This window comes from Brenneria tiliae (genome assembly GCF_023347575.1).
In the GTDB taxonomy this organism is placed as follows: Bacteria; Pseudomonadota; Gammaproteobacteria; order Enterobacterales; family Enterobacteriaceae; genus Brenneria; species Brenneria corticis.
In genome coordinates this window covers 1-21103 of the sequence record NZ_JAKPCB010000084.1, presented here as the reverse complement: position 1 = coordinate 21103, position 21103 = coordinate 1, and the positions used below count along the sequence as shown (strand labels likewise).

General features: G+C 54.8%; 18 protein-coding genes. 2 read left to right on the top strand and 16 right to left on the bottom strand.

Annotated elements, in window-relative coordinates:
- Window positions 1-11: 11 nt before the first annotated feature.
- The 6 genes from MFP24_RS01750 to MFP24_RS01725 form a co-directional block, all read right to left on the bottom strand.
- Entirely contained in the window at window positions 12-875 is an 864-nt protein-coding gene (locus tag MFP24_RS01750; RefSeq protein ID WP_249228920.1) for a branched-chain amino acid ABC transporter permease, read from the bottom strand.
- 4 nt (window positions 876-879) lie between these two features.
- Entirely contained in the window at window positions 880-1593 is a 714-nt protein-coding gene (locus MFP24_RS01745) for an ABC transporter ATP-binding protein (RefSeq protein WP_249228921.1), read from the bottom strand.
- A complete protein-coding gene (locus MFP24_RS01740) occupies window positions 1590-2429 on the bottom strand; it encodes an ABC transporter ATP-binding protein (protein WP_249228922.1) in 840 nt (279 codons plus the stop codon). Before MFP24_RS01740 ends, MFP24_RS01745 begins: the two co-directional genes overlap by 4 nt.
- A 256-nt stretch (window positions 2430-2685) precedes the next feature.
- Window positions 2686-3900, bottom strand: coding sequence for an MFS transporter (locus MFP24_RS01735; RefSeq protein WP_249228923.1), 1215 nt, complete (start codon window positions 3898-3900; stop codon window positions 2686-2688).
- Window positions 3901-4047: 147 nt separating this feature from the next.
- Entirely contained in the window at window positions 4048-5235 is a 1188-nt protein-coding gene (locus tag MFP24_RS01730) for an aminotransferase-like domain-containing protein (protein ID WP_249228924.1), read from the bottom strand.
- Between the two features lie 42 nt (window positions 5236-5277).
- Entirely contained in the window at window positions 5278-6732 is a 1455-nt protein-coding gene (locus MFP24_RS01725) for an amino acid permease (protein ID WP_249246712.1), read from the bottom strand.
- A gap of 405 nt (window positions 6733-7137) precedes the next feature.
- Between MFP24_RS01725 and MFP24_RS01720 the strand changes: the two genes are divergently transcribed.
- Window positions 7138-8037 (top strand): helix-turn-helix domain-containing protein, encoded by a 900-nt coding sequence (locus MFP24_RS01720; RefSeq protein WP_249228926.1) that lies wholly within the window; start codon window positions 7138-7140, stop codon window positions 8035-8037.
- Window positions 8038-8096: 59 nt separating this feature from the next.
- On the opposite strand, the gene MFP24_RS01715 is transcribed toward MFP24_RS01720, so the two are convergent.
- The 5 genes from MFP24_RS01715 to dalD form a co-directional block, all read right to left on the bottom strand.
- Window positions 8097-8975 (bottom strand): ABC transporter permease, encoded by an 879-nt coding sequence (locus MFP24_RS01715; protein WP_249228936.1) that lies wholly within the window; start codon window positions 8973-8975, stop codon window positions 8097-8099.
- A 115-nt stretch (window positions 8976-9090) separates the two neighbouring features.
- Entirely contained in the window at window positions 9091-10590 is a 1500-nt protein-coding gene (locus MFP24_RS01710; RefSeq protein ID WP_249228927.1) for a sugar ABC transporter ATP-binding protein, read from the bottom strand.
- A gap of 48 nt (window positions 10591-10638) precedes the next feature.
- Window positions 10639-11598 (bottom strand): substrate-binding domain-containing protein, encoded by a 960-nt coding sequence (locus tag MFP24_RS01705; RefSeq protein WP_249228928.1) that lies wholly within the window; start codon window positions 11596-11598, stop codon window positions 10639-10641.
- A 116-nt stretch (window positions 11599-11714) separates the two neighbouring features.
- Window positions 11715-13184: a xylulokinase gene (gene xylB, locus MFP24_RS01700; RefSeq protein ID WP_249228929.1), complete on the bottom strand. Its 1470-nt coding sequence runs from the start codon at window positions 13182-13184 to the stop codon at window positions 11715-11717.
- A 32-nt stretch (window positions 13185-13216) separates the two neighbouring features.
- Window positions 13217-14617, bottom strand: a complete 1401-nt coding sequence (dalD, locus tag MFP24_RS01695; protein ID WP_249228930.1) for a D-arabinitol 4-dehydrogenase — start codon at window positions 14615-14617, stop codon at window positions 13217-13219.
- Window positions 14618-14802: 185 nt separating this feature from the next.
- On the opposite strand from dalD, the gene MFP24_RS01690 reads away from it, so the two are divergent.
- Window positions 14803-15765 (top strand): sugar-binding transcriptional regulator, encoded by a 963-nt coding sequence (locus MFP24_RS01690; protein ID WP_249228931.1) that lies wholly within the window; start codon window positions 14803-14805, stop codon window positions 15763-15765.
- Between the two features lie 35 nt (window positions 15766-15800).
- Here the strand turns inward: MFP24_RS01690 and MFP24_RS01685 are convergent, their stop codons facing one another.
- The 5 genes from MFP24_RS01685 to MFP24_RS01665 form a co-directional block, all read right to left on the bottom strand.
- Window positions 15801-16742, bottom strand: a complete 942-nt coding sequence (locus MFP24_RS01685; protein ID WP_249228932.1) for a glycyl-radical enzyme activating protein — start codon at window positions 16740-16742, stop codon at window positions 15801-15803.
- A 52-nt stretch (window positions 16743-16794) separates the two neighbouring features.
- The gene (gene hpsG / locus MFP24_RS01680; RefSeq protein WP_249228933.1) at window positions 16795-19284 is read right to left on the bottom strand and encodes a (2S)-3-sulfopropanediol dehydratase; all 2490 of its coding nucleotides are present in this window, start codon (window positions 19282-19284) and stop codon (window positions 16795-16797) included.
- Window positions 19281-20084: an aliphatic sulfonates ABC transporter ATP-binding protein gene (gene ssuB / locus MFP24_RS01675; protein ID WP_009112174.1), complete on the bottom strand. Its 804-nt coding sequence runs from the start codon at window positions 20082-20084 to the stop codon at window positions 19281-19283. The genes hpsG and ssuB overlap by 4 nt, the downstream gene beginning before the upstream one ends.
- A complete protein-coding gene (gene ssuC, locus MFP24_RS01670; RefSeq protein ID WP_249228934.1) occupies window positions 20081-20872 on the bottom strand; it encodes an aliphatic sulfonate ABC transporter permease SsuC in 792 nt (263 codons plus the stop codon). Before ssuC ends, ssuB begins: the two co-directional genes overlap by 4 nt.
- Before the next feature lie 134 nt (window positions 20873-21006).
- Window positions 21007-21103, bottom strand: a 97-nt coding sequence (locus MFP24_RS01665; RefSeq protein WP_249228937.1) for an IS3 family transposase, incomplete at its 5' end; no start/stop codon positions are given.

The window sequence follows — 21103 nt, the reverse complement described above, 5'->3', positions numbered from 1 at the left end:
GATATCCTCTTTTACAGTATTTTCCCACGGAATATGCCTGTAGGTCTGATTAACAATACCAATAACAGAATGGCGATGGCGCTAACCATTTTGTATTCGGCCGGTAAGAATAAGACGGAGATTTCTTCGGCGATACCGACGATAAACCCGCCGACTACCGCACCGCTTATTCGCCCTACGCCGCCAAGAATCGCGGCGGAAAACATCGGCAATAACATATTCCAGCCCATCATCGATTTGACTTCGGAATTAAGGCCGAGAAGAAATCCTGACGCCGCGCATAATCCGCCGACAATCATCCAGGTCAGCGTGATAACTTTTTTATTATCTATCCCCGACAAAAGCGCCAAATCAGGATTGTCCGACATCGCGCGCATCGCCTTACCCCATTTACTTCGGGTAAGGAAAAAATTCAGTATAAAAACAATTCCCAAGACGATAGCGACGGTAATAATTTCATCTTCTTTAATGCGTATGCCAAACCAGTTACTCGGACGAGAAATACCCTGAACATAATTTTCGGTATTCACGCCCCAGACAACCTGAACCACTGAACGCAGCATCAGCGCCACGCCGAACGATGCGATAGTCGTGATGATTTTCGGCCTGTTACGCAAATTGGCATAAAATAAACGGTCCAGGCCGACGCCAATCAATCCGGTGAATACAATCGCAAGCAATAATGCCGCATATAATGGTAAGGCCAGCGTAGTAGTAAAAAATAACGCCAGGAATGCGCCGAAAGTCGACAGGTCGCCATGAGCAAAATGCCCATGACGCATAATGGAGTAAACCAAGGTAATACCGATAGCACCCAGCGCATAGATGGAACCCTGAACGATACCGGGGATCAAATAGAAATTAATAAAGTCCATCAAATTAGCCACCTAAAAACATTTCTGCAACCTGTTTATCAGCCAGTAATGAGGCCCCGGTGCCTTCGTGCCGATTACGCCCTGAGGCCAGGACATAACCACGATCGGCAAATGCTAAAGCTTGTTTCGCATGCTGCTCTACCAACAAAATCGCCACGCCGGTATCGCGAATATCGCGGCAAAGCTGAAAGATTTGCTCCATATACTTTGGCGACAGGCCCGCAGTGGGTTCATCCAACAGCAGAACTTCAGGATCCAGCATTAATGCTCTTCCCATCGCGACCATCTGACGCTGACCGCCGGATAAACTGCCGGCAAGGGCTTTTCTTTTCTGTTTTAAATCAGGAAATAATTGATAGATACGTTCGGCCGACGCGTTAATATCCGCCTTACCCGATTTCAGAAAGGCGCCCATTTCAAGATTTTCCTGCACGCTCATATCGGCAAAAACATTATTTACCTGTGGAACATAACAAACGCCGGAATTAACAATCTGGTTCGTTGGTTTACCGACAAGTTCGGTATGTCCTACCGTTATCGAACCGGAACGAATGTTGATAAGGCCAAAAATAGATTTCATGGCCGTTGATTTACCGGCGCCGTTCGGACCTACGATGACCACGATTTCCCGGCGGGAAACCTCCATGGAGAGATCGAAAAGAATATCGGTATCTCCGTATCCCCCACAAACCTGTTTGACGCTTAATAAGGCACTCATGCGACGGCACTCCCAGATTCACCCAAATAGGCTTCTAATACGCGGGGGTCGGACCGGACGGTGGCGAAATCGCCTTCGATAAGCACGCGCCCTTCCGCCATACAGATAACCGGATGGCACAGGCGTTCAATCATGCCCATATCATGCTCGATTAAAATAAAGCTGTAGCCGCGGACCTGGTTCAGATAGAGGATTTTTTCCTCCAGCTTTCTTAAAAGCGTACGGTTTACGCCCGCGGCGGGTTCATCCAGCAACACCAGCTCGGCATCCGTCATGATGGTTCTGCCAAGTTCCAGTAATTTCTTTTGTCCTCCGGAAATTTGTCCGGCGCGTTGATAAGCAATATGGGTCAATTCGAGAAAGGCCAGCGTTTCCCACGCCTTATTGCGGACATCTTCCTCGAACTTTTCAACTTTGTTGGGTTGAAACCAATTGGTCAGTAATGATTCTCCCGGTTGCCCCGGCGCAACCATCATTAAATTTTCCAGTACCGAAAGATGATGAAATTCATGAGGGATCTGAAATGTTCTGACCAATCCCTGATGAAAACGCTGGTCGGGCGTTAACTGGCTAATATCTCTTCCCTGATAAATTATTTTCCCGGAACTTGGCGTATAAGCGCCGGCAATCAAATTAAATAACGTTGTTTTCCCTGCGCCATTTGGCCCAACCAAACCCGTTATTTCTCCTTTATTTATAGAAATGGAGCAATCATTTATTGCTCTAAATAAACCAAAATTCATGACCAGATTTTCACAGCGAAGAATAGCCTCGAATAAAGGTGATTCCACTGTAGAAGAAACATTTGGGTCATGCTGTATGGCTTGCTGATTCATAAATCGTTTCCCCGGAATTATCTTGTCTATCACGAAATATAAGTGAGGCTTGTAACTTGATACTATCGACAGTGTTAGCGAGTTGCTTTCATCAAAAGGCCACTTTTTTCAACGTAGGGCCTAATCACGGCCTCATATCGGCCCGCTATTCCCTTTACTAAAAAATAAATACAAAACAATTGGTTATAATTAACCCATGCGTACCATTTCTCGCAATATATGGGTTGATCGGTCATCTATTTTATTTTTAACGCGGCTAGTTAACCTTATGCACTTCAATGGCATCCTTAAGTCGTGGCGCTTTAAAGAAAAACAAAGAACAAGAGACGAGTATTGCGAAGAAAAGAAGATAGACGATCTCTATTAAGCCGACAAAATTACCCAGCATGCCAGCCAATAATATAACTAATGCAGCGGCGCAATAGGTTACCGCGGCATAGTAAGAACTTCGAGCGCCGTGTTCCGATGCCGATACGCCCAGTGTAATCATTATCAGACACAGTCTATAGGATATCCCAACCCCCAACCCGATGATACCTAAGGCGATGATCGCCGTCTCCGAGGACCCGGTCAGTCCTGAAAGGATGATTAAAGAACCGCCGACCACCAGAGAAATGATACCCGACGCCGAAGGCATTTTCCCGGTAAGCCACGGGCTGCCTAATTGCCCCGCCGCACATAATACCAGCATGACAATAACGCCATATCTGCTTGCCGCCATCATATGAAGAGAATCAAAAAAGGACGGAAGAAAAACGATCGCCGTACTAATTGCAATCCACGACACGCATCCGACGCCGATTGGCACAAGATAATCAAAAGCCGAAAATTTTATTGCGATATTTTGCGATTTACGATAAGTGAGAATATTTTGATTGGTATTTCTATTACAAATCAAAACCATGGCTAATAAAATCAGCAGAACAAAACTGGCGACGGCATGAATATAAAAAACCAGGTGCATTGATTTATCACCCAAATGATTCACGCACCACTGCGACAAAGATGTTCCCAGCACCGCGCCAACCAAGTTGCCCGTCGCCGATAATGAACGCCCCTTAACGCCTAGCGCCGCGACGACCAGCGCCGCCGCCGCTCCCGTACCAAGACCACCGGCAATACCCGCTATCGCCCGGCCGGCAAGTATGCCGCTTTCCGTAGCCGTTCCCAGCAGTAAGTCGGAAATGATGGCCATCGACAAAGCCGCGCAGATAAAGTAAGGCGACCATCTGACAACCGAAGGTTTCGCCAGCGCGAGCAGCACGCCAATCAAAATGCCGACATAGCAGACAAACGTCAGCGACATCAGGAAAGGGGTGAACCCCAATACATTTTTGTAGAGGGGTATCAGCGGCGTGGTTAAATTGGTCCCGGCAAGCAGCAGGCTAAAACTGGCGGCGGCAATCAAACCCTGTGCCGAACGTAACAGTTCTGACGGGAAAGTTATATTTAAAGCAGTCTGCGTGTTCATCGAATTGATTAAAAACCTCTATGTATTTCCAACTTGCTCACCAGGTTTACAGCCAGGAACAATACATACTCCCTTGCTGCAACTAATCCGCCGCTAACACACTAGCCTCACTTTAGCCGATATATGCGTCCCTGCATCGTTGGTATATCAGAGCACCGACTTAAGCAAAGCGCCTAAAGAAGATATTCCTTTGACGATGTTTGTGTCGGTATGCGTCGAATAACTCAATCTTGCATAGTTTTTTTGCTGTTTTGTGGCGAAGAAACTCCCGCCGGGAACATAGGCCACTTGAGCCAGGGGAACCGCTTTCTCCATTAAAAAGGCTTCGGTATTAAACCCTGCGGGAAACTCCATCCATGTGAACATTCCGCCGCTTGGATTGGTAAAACGAACATTGTCCGGAAATGTCTCGGCAATGGTATTCAGCATCAGCTCTTTTTTGCGTAAATATACGCGACGAACGTTTTCAATATGCTTATCGATATCATAGGTATCGAGATAGAGGGAAACCGCACTCATATTCAGCGTGCTGCACTGGGTATCGGCCGCCAGTTTCAGCAGTCCCAACTTCTCAGTCAGTAATGGCGATGCGACGGACCAGCCAACGCGTAATCCAGGCGCCAGCGTCTTTGAAAAACTGCCAAGATAAATGACGCGTCCTTCGGTATCCATGCTCTTGATTGTGGGCAGCTTTTCACCCTGATAGCGGATTTCACGATAAGGCGTATCTTCAAGAATAATAAAATCATATTCGTTTGCCAGAGCGATCAGCTTCTTCCGTCTCTCTAACGATAAAGTAATCCCGGTCGGATTATGAAAATCAGGAACGGTATAAAGAAATTTAATTTTACCCTGTTTCTTTAAGCACCCTTCCAATGCGTCCGTCATCAGACCATTCTCATCCATGGGGATGGAAAGGTACTCGGGCTGATAGGGGTTAAACGCTATCAGCGCGCCCAAAAAGGTCGGGGCCTCAGTGACAATAATATCTCCCTTATCAATCAGCAGTTTGGCGACAAGATCCAAACCTTGCTGCCCTCCCTGAAGGATCAGAATATTTTCCTGAGTACAGACAACCCCATCGGCATTCATCCTTTCCGCGACCTGTTCGCGCAATCGGGGAATACCTGCGGAATGCGTGTATTGCAGCGCAGTATCAGCAGGCCCGGAAAGCAAGCTGGTATAGATATTATTCAATTCTTTAATTGGGAACATATTTGCATCGGGATAACCGCCACCGAAGGAAATAATGTCAGGGTCCGCACCGAATTTCAGCAACTGTCGGATAGCAGAAGGTTTAACGCGTTCAATTCTCTCAGCAAAAAATTTGTTCATTTCACATATTCCAATTGTTTGTAACTGCGTTGTTCACCGGATTTAATTAATTTCCGTCCTGATCCCATTTCTTAAAATAATACTTCTCTCTGACCTTGAACGGACCAGATAAACCACGGTTAAACCGAGAAACCATAGTGGCGTAAGCAGCAACGCTCTACGCGTATCTGGCTCGAACGAAAGGAGCACGATAACAAAAGCAAAGAAAGCCAGAGCAAACCATGACATGAATATTCCTGCCGGCATTTTGAACGTTGATTTAGCATGTAATTCCGGACGTTTCTTACGATAAGCCAGGTAAGAAACCAGGATCATCGCCCATGTAAAAATAAATAGAATGGCAGAAACCGTTGATACCAGAGTGAAAACGGTCATGACGTTTGGAATGATGAAAAGCAGCGTCGTCCCGATTAACATGCTTAAACCAGAAAACAGCAGCGCCGGAACAGGTACTGACGAGTTAGCCAGTTTTTTAAATAACGCCGGGGCATCTTTTTCAACGGAAAGTCCATACAGCATCCGGCTAGTGGAAAATACCCCGCTATTGGCAGCGGACATGGCGGATGATGTAACAACGAAATTGATCACGGCGGCCGCGGCGGGAAGACCCGATAGCATAAACAATTGAACGAACGGACTACGGTCAGGAACGATATATTCCCAGGAAGAGACCGAGATAACAACGATTATCGACAAGACATAAAATAGCAGCACCCTTATCGGTACGGAATTGATTGCCTTAGGTAAAGTGCGAACAGGATCCCTGGTTTCCGCAGCGGTGGTACCGATAAGCTCAATACCGGCAAAGGAAAATATCGCGATTTGAAATCCGGCGAAGAAACCAAAAACCCCATGCGGGAATAACGTTTCTTTGTTGGTAACATGCCTTAAGGATGCCTGCACGCCGTCTGGTGAAACGAACGAAGTCGCGATTAAATAGATGCCGGTTATAATAAGAGCGCAAATAGTAATCACTTTTATCAAAGCAAACCAGAACTCAAGTTCCCCAAATACTTTTACGGTAAATAAATTTAATGTCACCAGGAACAGTAATGTTGATATCGCCGGTATCCAGGTCGGAAGATCGGGGAACCAAAACTGCACAAAGCTGCCGATAACGACATAATCCGCAATGGCGCCAACCACCCAGGTAAGCCAATAGGACCATCCGATAAAGAAACCGGCCCAGGGCCCCAAATAAGCGGATGCGAAATCAGCAAAGGATTTGAACTTTAAATTAGAGAGTAATAACTCCCCCATTGCCCGCATGACCAGAAAAAGGAAAAAACCGATAATGGCATAGGTAAAAATAATTGATGTTCCAGACATACTTATGGTTTTCCCCGCGCCCATAAATAATCCGGTTCCTATTGCTCCGCCAATAGATATCAATTGAATATGTCTGTTTGATAAACCCCGATGCAGAGACTCATCTTTTATTTCAGAATAATTATGACCGCCGAGGAGGTCACCTTTCAAAGGTTTGTCTGTGCTCATCACCATACTTCACTTCTCTTTGTAAAAAATTAATTCATATGATTAACCACACTTATTTCCCGGGTAATCATGATGTTTTGATAAAAAACCCCTGCCTGCAAAATCATCTCTTCGTGTGTCCTCTTGGTTCAACCTATTCAATTTCCGGAATGCCTGTCAACGCGGCGCGCCGGCTAATTTCACCAAAACCGCTCGGCGCGTCTTTTTTATGTAATTTATGTCTTTATGGAAAAATAAATCTCCGCTACCCATTTTCTCGCATGCTTTACCCGGCACGATTCTTGCTTCTTGCAAGAGTACGGGTAGAAAAGAGATGCGGTTTGTCTATATCCAGGGGATGGGATATCAGCCTCAAGTTTTTATCGACTCAATGGCATCCATATTTTTACTGAGGTTTTAAAGCTCATGCGTAACGATACATGGTCAACTTATTCTGAGTTCTACCGAAAATCCGGCTACTCTTCCTTTTCACAGCAGCATCGTGAATCCAAAGGAAAGTTTCCGTTCCGGATGATTCTGGTTGAACAAAATGCCCACAACTTTACGGATCCGGCACTGGAAGAGACCATTATCGCTTTACCCCTAAAAACCGAGCACAACTGTCGATGGTCATGGAGTATTAATGACCGTAATTACACCCGGATATCGCAGCCGGGACGGATGTTGGTTGTGCCTTCAAACACCACCAGCGAATGGGAGGTTAACGCACGACGCACCGTTTTGGTGCTCGCCGTCCCGAACAAAACGACAAAAATGATCCTTGGTGGTGCATGCCCCACCACGTTAGAAAATATGTTCGATCCGCTCACCTCGGATACCTGGGAAGAGCCGCTGGTTGAGCAAATGATGAACCGACTGTGGCTGTGCGCAAATTCAGGTTCATTGAATAATAGTTATCTGGCCGATGGCCTTATTATGTCCATCATTTCCCAGCTGCTTATTATTGCCGGCACCCAGCTTGATAATCCGCAGATTGCGCTGCCGCAGTGGCGCATGAAGCGCGTCAAAGAATATGTATTCAGTCGTCTTGCAGACGAGATCTCGCTAAATGATTTAGCTGATGCGGCCGGACTCAGCGTCAGGCATTTTTCACGTAACTTTCAGAAAGAGACGGGAGAAACGCCTCTGCGCTGGGTCATGAAATTAAGAGCGGAAAAATCGATGGATTTACTGAAAAACCCGGCGCTTTCACTACATGACATTGCTGAAACCTGCGGCTTTTCCAGTCAAAGCCATTTCACGACGGCGCTGAAAAATCTGACCGGGTTAACCCCATATAAATGGCGGCAGTTGCATCGCCAGTAGTGATATAGCCGAAGATACCGGCGCGTGCTCAGCCTGCACGCGCCGCGGCCCGCCCCGCTCTATGCCCGCGCCCGGGATTTAAAGCTCTCCAGCATTACGGCGACGATAATGATCACCCCCTTTACCACCTGCTGGTTATAGCCGGAAATATTCATTAAATTCATCAGGTTGGAAATAATACTCAGGATCAGCACGCCGATAATGGTATTGACCACCGTGCCGCGTCCTCCCGCCAGGCTGGCGCCGCCCACCACCACCGCGGCGATCACGTCCAGTTCAAAGCCGATGGACATTACCGGCGACCCCACGCCCGTACGGGTGGAGGCCAGCACGCCGGCCAGGCCGCACGCCAGTCCGCTCAGGGCATAGACGGCGAATTTGTACCAATCCACCCTGACGCCGGCAAAGCGGGTGGCGGTTTCATTGGAGCCGATGGACACCACCAGACGGCCAAATACCGTGTAGCGATAAACAAAATGCGCCAGCAGCGCAAAAGCGATAAACACATAGACCGGCAGCGGCAATCCCAACAGGTAGCCGGTGCCGAAATTCACATAGGACACATCGTCAATAAAAATCGGCTGTCCCTTGGCGGCGATCAGCGCCACGCCGCGGGCGATGGTCATCATGGCCAGCGTGGCGATAAACGGAGCGATATTGAAAAAGGTCACCAGGCTCCCGGCGGCGGCCCCCACCAGCGTGGCGATACCGGCGCCGGCGATTATCGCCGGCATCAAACCGATCTCCGGGATCAGCAGCGCCACCGCCACCGAGACCAGCGCCATAATAGACCCCACGGAGAGGTCGATGCCGCCGGTCAGGATGACAAACAGCATGCCGATGGCCGCCAGCCCGAGCGGCACGCTCTGCCTTAAGACGTTGGTAATATTCTCCGGCGTGTAAAAACGATCGGATAAAAAATTGGCCACGATCAACATGACGAAAAACACCAGCAGCGTCGAGTTGTTGGCAAAAAAATGCAGCGTCTTGCTCCGCAATGCGAAACCCGTGTTTTTGGTCGAGTCTTTTATCGTTTCCATAATCTTTCCTCAGCTACGCTAAAGCACGTTTGGGTATGGCGAAGCGCATAATGTTCTCTTCGGTGATCTGCTCGCCGTGCAGTTCGGCGGTGATGGTCCCTTCGCTCATCACATACACCCGATGAGCCAGGGAGATGACCTCGATCATTTCCGAAGAAATCACAATAATGGCGTAGCCCTTTTCGGCTAATTCATGAATCACGTTATAAATTTCCACCTTGGCGCCGACATCCACGCCGCGGGTAGGTTCGTCAAGGATCAGCAGATCGCATTCGGTGGCCAGCCATTTGGCGATCACCACTTTTTGCTGGTTCCCGCCGCTGAGGCTGGAAATAGGATCTTCCACCGAACCCAATTTAATCGACAGCCGCTGACGCGACTGTTCGCTCACCTCCCGCTCGCGGCGGTAATTTAAAATGCCGAAGCGGTAACAAACACGTTTTAAATTCGATAACGTCATATTCTCCCGGATGGGCCGGGATAGAATGGCGCCCTGCTCTTTGCGGCTCTCCGGCACCAGGCCGATACCCTGGCGCATGGCGTCGGCGGGATGGCGCACGGCGATCTCCCTGCCGTTTTTCACAATCCGCCCGGCGGTCATGCGGTCCAGGCCGAACAGACAGCGGGAAATTTCCGTGCGCCCGGAGCCCACCAGCCCCGCCAGGCCGACGATTTCGCCTTTTCTGGCGCTGAGATTGATATCTTTCAGCAGCGACTGGGTGGACATGCCGTAGACCTCAAGCACGGTTTCTTGCCGGGGAATGTTTTTCGGCGGATAAAGGTTTTCGAATTTACGCCCCACCATGCTGGAAATAATGTCATCTTCGGTGCAGGTGGCGGGGTCCAGGTCGGTCACCGTTTCGCCGTCCTTGATCACCGTAATCGCGTCGGCGATGGCGAATATCTCCTCCAGACGGTGGGAGATATACAGAATGGTCACCCCCTGGCCTTTCAGCAGCTTTAACTGGCCGAACAGGATATCGATCTCCCGGTGCGACAGTACCGCCGAGGGTTCGTCCAGGATCAGGATCTTTACGTCCCTGGCCAGCGACTTGGCGATTTCCACCATTTGCTGGTAGGCGACGCTCAGAGAGCCGAGCCGGGCCGTGGGGGGAATATGAAAGCCCAGGTTGGAGAGTACCCGGGCGGCCTTCTGGTTCAGTTTTTTCCAGTTGACCAACCGGCCGCCGAAGCCGAGATCGCCGAGGAAAATATTTTCCGCCACGGTGAGGTCCGGGGCCAGCGCCAGCTCCTGGTAGATAATGCCGATATGATTTTCCCGGCTCTGCTTCGGCGACGTGAAGTGGACCTCTTCGCCATTGATATGGATGGTTCCGCCGTCCTTGACATAGATGCCGGACAGAATCTTCATCAGGGTGGATTTACCGGCGCCGTTTTCTCCCACTATGGCGTGGATACTGCCCTTCTTCACTTTCAAATCAATGTTTTTCAGCGCATGGACGCCGCCAAAACTTTTTTTAACCTGCTCGATAACGACCGCATACTGGTCCATGAAAATACCTCATTTTCAGCCCCCCTGGTTCGCCAGGGGGGAAGCGACTTAGAAAAGCGATTCAGGATCGTAGACTTTCTTCACGTTATCTTTGGTGATCAGAACGGTGGGGGTATAGACGTAATCCGGGAAATCCTTATTGCCCGCCTGGTATTTAGCGATAATATCCAGCACGGTGGCCGTCAGGGTATTGGGGTTATTGGCGGCCGTCGCCTGCAGGTCGCCGCGCTCCACGGCTTCCAGCCCTCTTTTATAGCCGTCGTGGGCGAAGACTTTTACCTCCTGCAGCTTATTGGCGCCTTTTAACGACAGTATCGCCCCCAGCGCCATATCATCCATTTCGCTGTAGACGCAGTTAATCTTGCTGCCGTGGGCGACGACGATATCCTCCATGGCTTTCAGGCCGCCCTGCTGGTCCCAGTTTCCCCAGCCCTGGCTGACGATGGTCAGGTTGGTCTGGTTATATTTGCGCAACTGGGCTTCCATCACCCCGCGGATAAAGTTGGAGCGCCGGGCCTCGCCCACCAGATTCCCCTGGTTGCCGCTGATCAGCACGCAGTTCATCGGCTTGTTGCCGAATTGCTCCACCGCATATTCGCCGATGGCGATATTGTTTCTGGCGTTGTTGGCCTGAACGCGGGTAATCACCGGCGCATCCAGGGAAATATCGCTATCGAGAATAACGGTGGGAATGCCCGCGCGTTTGGCGATTTGGGTAATGCGCAGGCCCGCTTCGGGATCCTGCGGATTCAGCACCAGATAATTAATCCCCTGGGAAATCATATCTTCAACGTCCGAAATCTGCTTGGTCAGATCCCCGCGCGCATCGGTGGTAATCAGATCGTAGCCGCGCTCTTTGGCATGGATCTTCATATACTCGGTCAGCCCGTTGAAAAAGGCGCCGTTAAGGGTGCGGTTGGCGAAACCCACTTTGATTTTATCTTCGGCATGTGCGGAAACCGTTACTGCTGCTGCGGCCAGAAGAAGACCCGCTAATACTTTTTTCATCTGTCTCTTTCCTTCTCTTTTTGCGATGGGGTAGACGTCAGGTAGGGCTAAGCCGTCTACTTCTTATGGTATTTGCCGCCGGCCTGGCTGCCGTACTTCCCGGCCCGCGCCGGGAATTATTGAACCCTTGTCCTGGCCTCCACCTGCTGACGGTAAAACAGCCGGTAACGGGCCAAACGGCCGCGCAGCCGTTCGGCCCGCTCGGCGTCGGCGATAAACCGGCTATCGATCGCCGGTTTGGCGCACACCTGCGCCTCATCGCCGCCCGCCGCCAGCCAGCCGAGGCGCGCGGCGCCCAATGCGCCGCCGGCCGCGCCGTCCCGGTGCGTCACCACCGGGATATCCATCACGTCGGCAATCAGCTGCGCCCACCAGGGGCTGCGCGCGCCGCCGCCGATCAGCGAAAACTGTTCGATGCGGCTGCCGGCCTGCTTCATCACTTCCAGCCCGTCAGCCAGGCCGAAGGCGACGCCCTCCAACACCGCGTAGGCCAGCGCGGCGCGCTCGGTGGAGTGCGTCATGCCGTGGAAGGATCCGCTGGCGATAGAGTCGTTATGGGGCGTGCGTTCGCCGGAAAGATAGGGCAGGAAGATCGGCGCCCGCAGCTGCTCGTCCCTGCTCAGCTCGGCCACTTCGGCCAGCAGGGTGGGTTCGTCGGTACGCAAAATGCGGCACAGCCAGCGCAGCGCGCTGGCGGCGGTAAGCATGACGCTCATCTGGTGCCAGCGCTGCGGCAGAGCATGGCAGAACGCATGCACCGCCGACTGCGGATTGGGGCGAAAACTTTCGTTGACCACAAAAATCACCCCGGAGGTGCCCAGGGAGATAAACGCATCGCCGCTGTTCACCGCCCCGATCCCCACGGCGCTGGCGGCGTTATCCCCGCCGCCGCCGGCGATGATGACCGTTTCCGCCAGCCCCCATTCGCGGGCCACATCCGCCTTCAGGCGGGCGGAAGGCGCGGAGCCCTCCACCAGCGCGGGCATATGGTCACGCGTCAGACCGCAGGCTTGCAGCAGCGCGTCCGACCAGTCCCGTTTGGCGACGTCCAGCCACAGGGTTCCCGCCGCATCGGACATGTCGGAGACTTTCTCGCCGCTCATCATCAGACGCAGATAATCCTTCGGCAACAGCACGGTGTTGATGCGGGAGAAGGTTTGCGGTTCGTGCTTAGCCACCCACAGCAGCTTGGGGGCGGTAAAACCGGGCATCGCCAGATTACCGGCGATGCGATGCAGTTCCGGCGCCCGCGCGGTCAGTTCGTCGCACTCCGCGGCGCAGCGGGTGTCATTCCACAGAATGGCCGGCCGGAGAACCCGATCGGCGGCGTCAAGCAGCACCGCGCCGTGCATCTGCCCGGACAGGCCGATGCTGCGAATGCCCGGCCAGATATCCCCGTGGCGGGCGCGTAACCGGCCGATGGCCCGGTTGGCGGCCGCCCACCACTGGGCCGGGTCCTGTTCCGACCACTGCGGGTGCGGCCGCTGCACGGTCAGCGCTTCGCCTTCGCCGGCGACCAGCGTTCCCGCGTCGTCGATAATGACGATTTTTATCTCCGAGGTGCCTAAATCAAGACCGAGATACATAATCGCTCCCTCTGGGTTAAGGTAGGGTGAAATTAATGGCTGACGGCCAGCGGCGCATTGGCCCGCGCCCAGGCATCAAGCCGGGCAACGGTCTCGCGCAGCAACTGTTCGAACTCCTCTTTGGCGGCCAGCGGCCCGAACAGCTTCTCATCGCGGGCGTAGACGGCGAGGGGGTCGGCCGAAGCGAACATGGCGTGGGTGGCCGCCTCATCCAGAATGCCGTCCTGATAGTCGTACGGCAGCGTTCCCTCATGCCAGCGGCGCATAAAGATAAAAAACAGCGCCGGCAGCGCCGCGGTGGCCCTGGGCTGCCGGCCGCGGGCGTAGCACTCGATCAGCGTCGGGGTGATAAATCCCGGAATTTTGGAAAACCCGTCGGCCGCCACCCGCTGATTGGTATCGCGGATATAGGGATTGCCGAATCTTTCCAGCACCACGTCGCGGTATTGGCCGAGATCCAGCGGACTGGGGGTCAGCGACGGGATCACATCCTCGGTCACGTAGTCATAGGCCATCCGGCGGATAGCGTCGGTGCCGGTGCTTTCATGGATATAGGACTGGCCGATCAGCGTGCCGGCCCAGGCGATGCAGCTGTGGCTGGCGTTGAGGATGCGGATTTTCGCCTCTTCATAGGGCACCACCGAATCCACCATCTCGACGGCGACGTTTTCCAGCGCCGGGCGCCCGGCGATAAAGTTATCCTCCACCACCCACTGAATAAAGGATTCCCCCATCACCGGCGCCCGGTCGTCCACCCCAAGATTTTCTTTGACGCGGGCGGCGATATCGGCGGACGGCCGCGGCGTAATGCGATCGACCATGGTGTTCGGCGTGGTGCTATGGACGTTCACCCAGGCCAGTAAATCGCCCTCGCCCTGCAGGGTCAGAAATTCGCTCAGCCCGTCGTGAAAACGTTCGCCGTTGTGGCGCACATTGTCGCAGCTCAGCAGCGTGACCCCGCCGCTGTTCCGCGCCCGGCGGGTACGGAGAATATGCGCGACGGCGCCGTAAATGGTGCGCACGCCGCCCTGCAGGTCGGCCTGGATGTCGGCGTTGGATTGATCCAGCCTGAAATGGGTGTCGAGGTAATAGCCGCCTTCGGTCACGGTAAAGGAGATCACCCGCGTTGCCGCGTCCGCCCCCTGCTCAATCAGCGCCGACAGCTGCGGGTCCCAGGGGATAATGGTGCGCAGAGAGGTGATTTTTTCATAGCTGCGCTCCCCGGCCGGCGTTACGGTTTCCAGTACGTATTCTCCATTTTGTTGCGCCAGGGTCTCCAGCAGCGGATTGGCGTCGTCGCGAATATTGCCCAGCGCTATCGACCAGCGCCGATCGCCCTGCAGCAACAGGCGGTGCAGGTACCAGGCCTGATGCGCGCGGTGAAATGAACCGGCGCCGATATGCATCCAGGTAAAGTGCTCTAAGGTGGTCATAATATCTATTACCTCGCAACAGGATGATGAGCATAAGCTCACAAAATGAGTAATTGCCTGGAAAAAGAGCATAGTTGAAGAATAGCTCAATGAATGAGCTTTAGCTCACATATCGGAAATGAGCGATTTACCCACCTGTCGCCGGCGGGTTATAGTTTTAACACTGCTAAAAGTGAGTACCACCAATGAGTAAAACCGATAGGAAATTGGATCACGCCGCGCGTGCCGCCTGGATGTATTACGTGGCGGGCAAAACCCAGCATGAGATCGCCGAGCTATTGGGGGTTTCCCGCCAGGCGGCCCAGCGGCTGGTGGCGCTGGCCTCCGAGCACGGCCTGGTCAGGGTCAATATCACCCATCCGGTCGCCGACTGCACCGCCTTGTCCCAGCGGTTGGCCCACCATTTTCGCCTGTCGACCAGCCTGGTGGTGCCCTCCGCCGGCATGGACGGCGCCAGCCTTAACCGGATGATCGCCGTGGCCGGCGCCGAGCTGATGGCGCAGTTTATCCACCGGGAATCCCCGCAGGTCATCGCGGTGGGTTCGGGACGGGCGCTGCGCTCCACCATCAACGAGCTGCCGCAAATCGATCGTCCCCAGCACAGCTGCGTATCGCTTATCGGCGCCATCGCCGCGGACGGTTCCTGTACCCGTTACGACGTCCCGCTGTGGATGGCGGAGAAAACCCAGGGCAAATATTTTATTTTGCCGGCGCCGCTATTCGCCGACAATCTGACGGATAAAGAGCTGTGGTGCAATCACCGCATCTATCGCATGGTCACCGAGAAAGCGGCGCAGGCGGACGTCACCTTTATCGGCATCGGCCAGATGAACTATCACTGTCCGCTGCATTACGACGGTTTTATCACCACCGAAGAAGTGGAGAGCCTGACGGCGGCGGGGGTGACGGCGGAGATCGTGGGACACTTTATCGGCGCCGACGGCCAGCGGGTGCCGAGCGCGATGGACGACCGCCTGACCAGCGTCACCATCAGGCAATATCCCGAAAAACCGGTTATCGCCTTTGCCGGCGGAGAGGAGAAGTTCCGCGCCATTCAGGCGGTGCTGCGCGGCGGCTGGATTACCGGTCTGGTCACCGATGAAGATAGCGCCAGAAAACTGTTGGCCGCTTCAGCGCGCGATCTTTAAAGACCGCGCAGCCTCCCGGCGCAAATCGGCCCCGCTCACCCGGCCGGCACGCCGTAGCGCGCGCCGCAGCGCATGGCGGCATGCCGGATAATATCGGCGGCGGCGTTATTCTCAAGCCGTTGCTCGTCGGGAAAATAGTCCCGGCCCAGCAGGCGGTATTTGTCGCTGCCCAAACGGTGGTAAGGCAGGATTTCGTAGCTGACGTGCGGCAGCGACAGCACGACATCGACGATTTGGTCGATATCCTCCCGCGTGGCGTTAAATCCCACAATCAGCGGGGTACGAACATGGATGGGCAGGTCGGGAAATTCCCGGCGCAGCCGCAGCAGGTTGCGCAGAATGCGCCGGTTGCCGCGCTGCGTAAAGCGGCGGTGCCGTTGGTCGTTCAGGCTTTTCACATCAAAGTAGACGGCGTCGGTGTAAGCGGCCAGCGCGCGCAATACCGACCAGTTCCCATCCCCGCAGGTCTCCAGCAGCGTATTGATGTGGTGTTTCCTGGCTTCCCGCAACAGCGCCAGCGAAAAGTCCCCCTGCATCAGCGGCTCGCCGCCGCTCAGCGTTAAGCCGCCCCCGGAGCGCAGATAAAAAATCGCGTCGGACTCGACGATATCCAGCACCTGGCGTACCGTCATGCGCTCGCCGAAGTGGTGCAAAGCCCGCGTCGGGCAAGGAGCGAAGCATTGCAGGCAGTTCGAGCAGCGGCGGCGATCGATTTGCACCTCTCCCGCGGGCGTATAAGCCAGCGCCGCCGCCGGGCATTGATGCTCGCACAGGCCGCAGACCGCGCGCCCCAGACACTTGCGCCCATCAACGGCGATTTCCGGCCTGCCGTGCTGGGACTCGGGATTACTGCACCACGCGCAGCGCAGCGGGCAGCCTTTGAGAAACACCAGGGTGCGGATGCCCGCGCCGTCATGCAGGGAGTAGCGCTGAGTATTAAACACCCAGCCGGTCGGCTGTTCAGCGGGAAGCGGCATAGTTTATTTACCCTAATCGGGCGGCGGATAATGCAGCCGCGACGGCGGGCGCCTAGAACATTTCATGACCGGTGCGGGCGATCAGATCGTCCTGTAAATCCGGCGACAAATCGGTGAAATAGGCGCTGTAGCCGGCAATGCGCACAATCAGCCCCCGGTAGCGTTCCGGATCGGCCTTGGCCGCCAGCAGGGTTTCGCGGTTGATCACGTTAAATTGCACGTGCCACAATTTCAGGTCGCACCAGGAGCGGATCAAATCGCATAATTTCCGCGTGCCCGTCTCCCCGGCGACCACGGACGGGGTGAATTTGATATTCAGCAGGCGCGCCGCCCGCTCGCGGAACTGATAGTTTTTGGTCTGATAATTCGACAGCAGCACCGCCGTCGGCCCTTTGGCGTCGCATCCCTGAGACGCCGAGGAGCCGTCCGACAGCGGCATCCAGGCTTTACGGCCGTTTGGCGTGGCATGCACCACCTTGCCGAACGGCACATGGGAGGTGAACGGCACCAGCCGCAGATCGAGATGCCCCCCCAGGGTTTGCGAATACTGGCGGGTGAATTCCAGGCAGACTTTATCCAGCGCCTTGCCGATATCGTCGGCATAGGGATCGTTGTTGCCGTATTTGGGCGCGTTCATCAGCAGGGCGCGCAGCACCTGATGATGTTCGAAATTGTTTTCCAGCGCCTCCAGCAATTGCCGCATGGAGATGCGCCGCTCTTCGTAGACCAGCTTTTTAATCGCCGCCAGCGAATCAATCACCGTGCCGTAGCCCATAAACTCGAAGTAGCCTAAATCAATCCCGCCCTCAATCACCGGCTGGTGAATATCCTTGCAGGCGTCCATGGCTAAATCATGCAGCGCCGTTCCCAGCGGCCAGGCAAAATGCCTGGCGCGCAAATCGATGATGATCTTTTGCTGAATAAAGGCGTGGCGCAGAAAATTGATATGCTGGCGGAGATAGGCCTGCCAGAACGCCTCCCACGTGGGGAAATCCAGCGGGTCGCCGGTTTCCAGCCCCAGCGGCTCGGCGCCGTAGCGTTGCATCCGTCCGTTATACAGCGTCATTTCCAGCGCCGCCGGGAAATTGATATAGGCGCAGGGGCTGGTATAGGTATCAAGATTCGGCATCCGGCATTCGGCGCAGCCGGAAACCGCATAGTCATAGGCCTGCTCGAACCCGGCCCCTTTGGAGAGCAATAAGGGAACCACCTCTTCGTCATTGATCAATTTGGGAAAGCCGGTGCCTTCTTTAATGGTCTGCGCGATATCGTGCAGGAAACGCGCCGGCGTGCGGTTGTGAATACGGGCGGCCAGATCCGGATAATGCAGCGGGAATTCGCGTTTGGAGCGTAAAAACAGGTGCGACAAGGGGTTGGTGGCATCCATGCCCTGCGGCGTCTGCCCGCCGATGGTCACCGCCTCCCAGTGGGCATAGCCTTCGTTAAAGGCGCCGCCGGTGGGCGAAATATATAAATCCACAAACTGCGCCATGGCAACCCACATGCAGGAGAGCCATTCCAGCGCCTGCTCGTCATTCAATATCCCCTGCTCTACGTCGCGCTGATAGTAAGGGAAAAGATACTGGTCCATACGGCCGTTGGAAATAATGGTGCCGGTTTTCTGCTCCAGACGGGAAAAAAGCTGGGTAAACCACTGCGCCTGCAGCGCATCGCGGAAATCGCGCGCCGGATGTTCCGGCACCCATTCACAGCGTTCGGCGATCTCCAGCAGTTCCTGCCGCCGCCGCGGATCGTTTTCTTTTTGCGCCAGCGCTGCGGCAAGCCGCGCATGGCGCTGCGCCCACAGCACGATGGCGTCGGCGGCGATAATAATCGCCTGCAGGAACGGCGCTTTCTCCACGTTATCGACCGGATTAAACGGGTCCAGCTGCGCCAGGCGCTGCTCGGCGTCCTGCCGGATGCCTTTGAAACCGCGCTTCAATACCTTTTCATAATCATGCACCCATTGAATGGAGGAGCGAAAAGAGGAGGTTTCATTGACGATAAAGCGTGAAGTCTGGCGATCGGCGGGGTCGTAAGTCAGGCGCAGCGTCTCTTCCGGCAGCGCCTGGGATAAATGCTCATGGTAGGTTTTGCCCTGCCAGTAGGGAGTGATCTCTTCGCGGATCACCGCGCCGTCCCGCTTATCGATGATAAACGGCGATTCCCGCCGCGCGGGAAGCTGACTGATGGCGGCGTCGAGAAAATCCCCGTCCAGCTCGGGATAGAGAATGCCATAGCGCCCCGGTTTACCGGCGCGGCCGACGATCAGCTGTTCGTCGTCGATATACACGGTGATGTTCTGCGCGATGTGATACATCGCTTTCGCCCAGCGCAGAATCAGCAATTGCCCTTCGGTGGCGCGCATCGACTCGGTGAAATAGCGGGCGCGCTCAACGTCGATGGCGGGTTTCCCCTGCAGGATGTCGGCCAATATGCGCTCGGTTCTGCGCGAACCGGCCGCGTCGTCACGCGGAGGGGTATCCTGGGAGTGTAAAAGACGCGCCTCCTGCGGGCTTAATACCAGCGCTTCCTGACTCATTGCCGCCCCTCGTGATACTTGAGGCCGCTATCCGCCTCGTCCCCGGCGCGCTTCTCGTCATGGCGATTAAAGATATGTTCCAGAATCTCCTGCTCCAGCGCCGCCAGGCGGGCCTGCCCGCGCTGACGGGGCCGCGGCAGATCGATCTGCAAATCCAGGCCGATATTTCCCTGTTCGATAAGGATCACCCGATCGGCGATGCCGACCGCTTCGCTGACGTCATGGGTCACCAGCAACACGGTAAAGCCCTGTTCCAGCCACAGGCTTTCAATCAGCTGCTGCATCTCAATGCGCGTCAGCGCATCCAGCGCGCCCAGCGGTTCATCAAGCAGCAGCAGACGCGGGCGATGAATCAGCGCCCTGGCCAGCGCCACGCGCTGTTTCTGCCCGCCGGAGAGCGCCGCCGGCCAGTCGTTTTCCCGACCGGACAGCCCCACCGCCTCCAGCGCTTCCCGCGCCTTGGGCTTCCAGTCGCCCTTCAGGCCGAGGCCGATATTTTCAATCACCGTTTTCCACGGCAGCAGTCTGGCATCCTGAAACATCAGACGGATATCCTGCTGCAATTGATGCAGCGGCTGATTGCCCGACAGCAGCCGTCCCGAACTGGGTTTCTCCAGCCCGGCCAGCAGCCGCAGCAGCGTGCTCTTGCCGCAGCCGCTGCGCCCGACCACCGCGATAAACTGTCCGGCGGGGATCTGCAGGTCCAGGTTGTGCAATACGGATCGCTGATTAAACTGTTTATCGAGCCGCTGCGTAACCAGCGGAATGCCCTGATTAACGGCGTAAATACGTGCGCTCATGCCGCACCTCCGGCAGATTGATACGAGGGATGCCAGCGCAGCCAGCTGCGTTCCAGCAGGCGGGCGGCGACGTCGGCCAGTTTGCCAAGCACGGCGTACAGAATAATCGCCATCACCACCACGTCGGTTTGCAGAAACTCGCGGGCGTTCATCGCCAGATAGCCGATCCCGGAGCTGGCGGAAATGGTTTCCGCCACAATCAGCGTCAGCCACATCAATCCCAGCGCAAAGCGCACGCCGACCAGAATGGACGGCAGCGCGCCGGGAAGGATCACCTGGCGAAACAGCGAGAAACCGGAGAGCCCGTAATTACGCGCCATCTCCACCAGCCCGGCATCCACGTGCCGCACGCCGTGATAGGTGTTCAGATAGATAGGGAAAAAGGTGCCCAGCGCCACCAGGAAAATCTTGGCGGATTCATCAATGCCGAACCAGAGAATCACCAGCGGGATCAGCGCCAGATGCGGGACATTACGCACCATCTGCACCGTACTGTCGATCAGTAAGGCGCCGAAGCGCGACAGTCCGGTAATCAATCCCAGCAATAACCCGATGCCGCCGCCGATGCCGAACCCCACCGCCGCCCGCCAGCTGCTGATCGCCAGGTGTTGCCATAGCTCGCCGCTGTAGGCCAGCGTCCAGCCCGCTTTCAGCACCGCGCCGGGCGCCGGCAATATCCGGGTGGACAGCCAGCCGGCCGTCACCGCCCCTTGCCAGACGGCGATCAGCAGTAGCGGAATCAGCCAGGGTGTCAGGCGTGCCGCCGCCGATTTAAGCCATACGTTCATCGTCGATTTAATACACCATAAAATAGGGAACCATAACGCATCCTAATATTTATTAAACGGTAGTCTGAAATACCCGTTATTAATAAGGATAGAAATTATTTGTCTGATCTGTCCCTGAAATTATTCCCACCTAATTATGCCGCCATTTCATAATCCACCGGCGTTTGATAACCCAGCGTTGAGTGCCTGCGACGGCGATTGTAAAACACCTCAATATAATCAAACAGGGCG

Coding starts and splice junctions, on each gene's coding strand:
- MFP24_RS01730 (WP_249228924.1), bottom strand. CDS start 5,235: ATGAACAAATTTTTTGCTGAGAGAATTGAACGCGTTAAACCTTCTGCT.
- MFP24_RS01715 (WP_249228936.1), bottom strand. CDS start 8,975: ATGTTGATCGTGGCCAATTTTTTATCCGATCGTTTTTACACGCCGGAG.
- MFP24_RS01735 (WP_249228923.1), bottom strand. CDS start 3,900: ATGAACACGCAGACTGCTTTAAATATAACTTTCCCGTCAGAACTGTTA.
- MFP24_RS01705 (WP_249228928.1), bottom strand. CDS start 11,598: ATGAAAAAAGTATTAGCGGGTCTTCTTCTGGCCGCAGCAGCAGTAACG.
- MFP24_RS01745 (WP_249228921.1), bottom strand. CDS start 1,593: ATGAGTGCCTTATTAAGCGTCAAACAGGTTTGTGGGGGATACGGAGAT.
- dalD (WP_249228930.1), bottom strand. CDS start 14,617: ATGACCACCTTAGAGCACTTTACCTGGATGCATATCGGCGCCGGTTCA.
- ssuC (WP_249228934.1), bottom strand. CDS start 20,872: ATGAACGTATGGCTTAAATCGGCGGCGGCACGCCTGACACCCTGGCTG.
- MFP24_RS01710 (WP_249228927.1), bottom strand. CDS start 10,590: ATGGACCAGTATGCGGTCGTTATCGAGCAGGTTAAAAAAAGTTTTGGC.
- xylB (WP_249228929.1), bottom strand. CDS start 13,184: ATGTATCTCGGTCTTGATTTAGGCACCTCGGAGATAAAAATCGTCATT.
- MFP24_RS01725 (WP_249246712.1), bottom strand. CDS start 6,732: ATGAGCACAGACAAACCTTTGAAAGGTGACCTCCTCGGCGGTCATAAT.
- hpsG (WP_249228933.1), bottom strand. CDS start 19,284: ATGAGTCAGGAAGCGCTGGTATTAAGCCCGCAGGAGGCGCGTCTTTTA.
- MFP24_RS01685 (WP_249228932.1), bottom strand. CDS start 16,742: ATGCCGCTTCCCGCTGAACAGCCGACCGGCTGGGTGTTTAATACTCAG.
- MFP24_RS01720 (WP_249228926.1), top strand. CDS start 7,138: ATGCGTAACGATACATGGTCAACTTATTCTGAGTTCTACCGAAAATCC.
- MFP24_RS01740 (WP_249228922.1), bottom strand. CDS start 2,429: ATGAATCAGCAAGCCATACAGCATGACCCAAATGTTTCTTCTACAGTG.
- ssuB (WP_009112174.1), bottom strand. CDS start 20,084: ATGAGCGCACGTATTTACGCCGTTAATCAGGGCATTCCGCTGGTTACG.
- MFP24_RS01750 (WP_249228920.1), bottom strand. CDS start 875: ATGGACTTTATTAATTTCTATTTGATCCCCGGTATCGTTCAGGGTTCC.
- MFP24_RS01690 (WP_249228931.1), top strand. CDS start 14,803: ATGAGTAAAACCGATAGGAAATTGGATCACGCCGCGCGTGCCGCCTGG.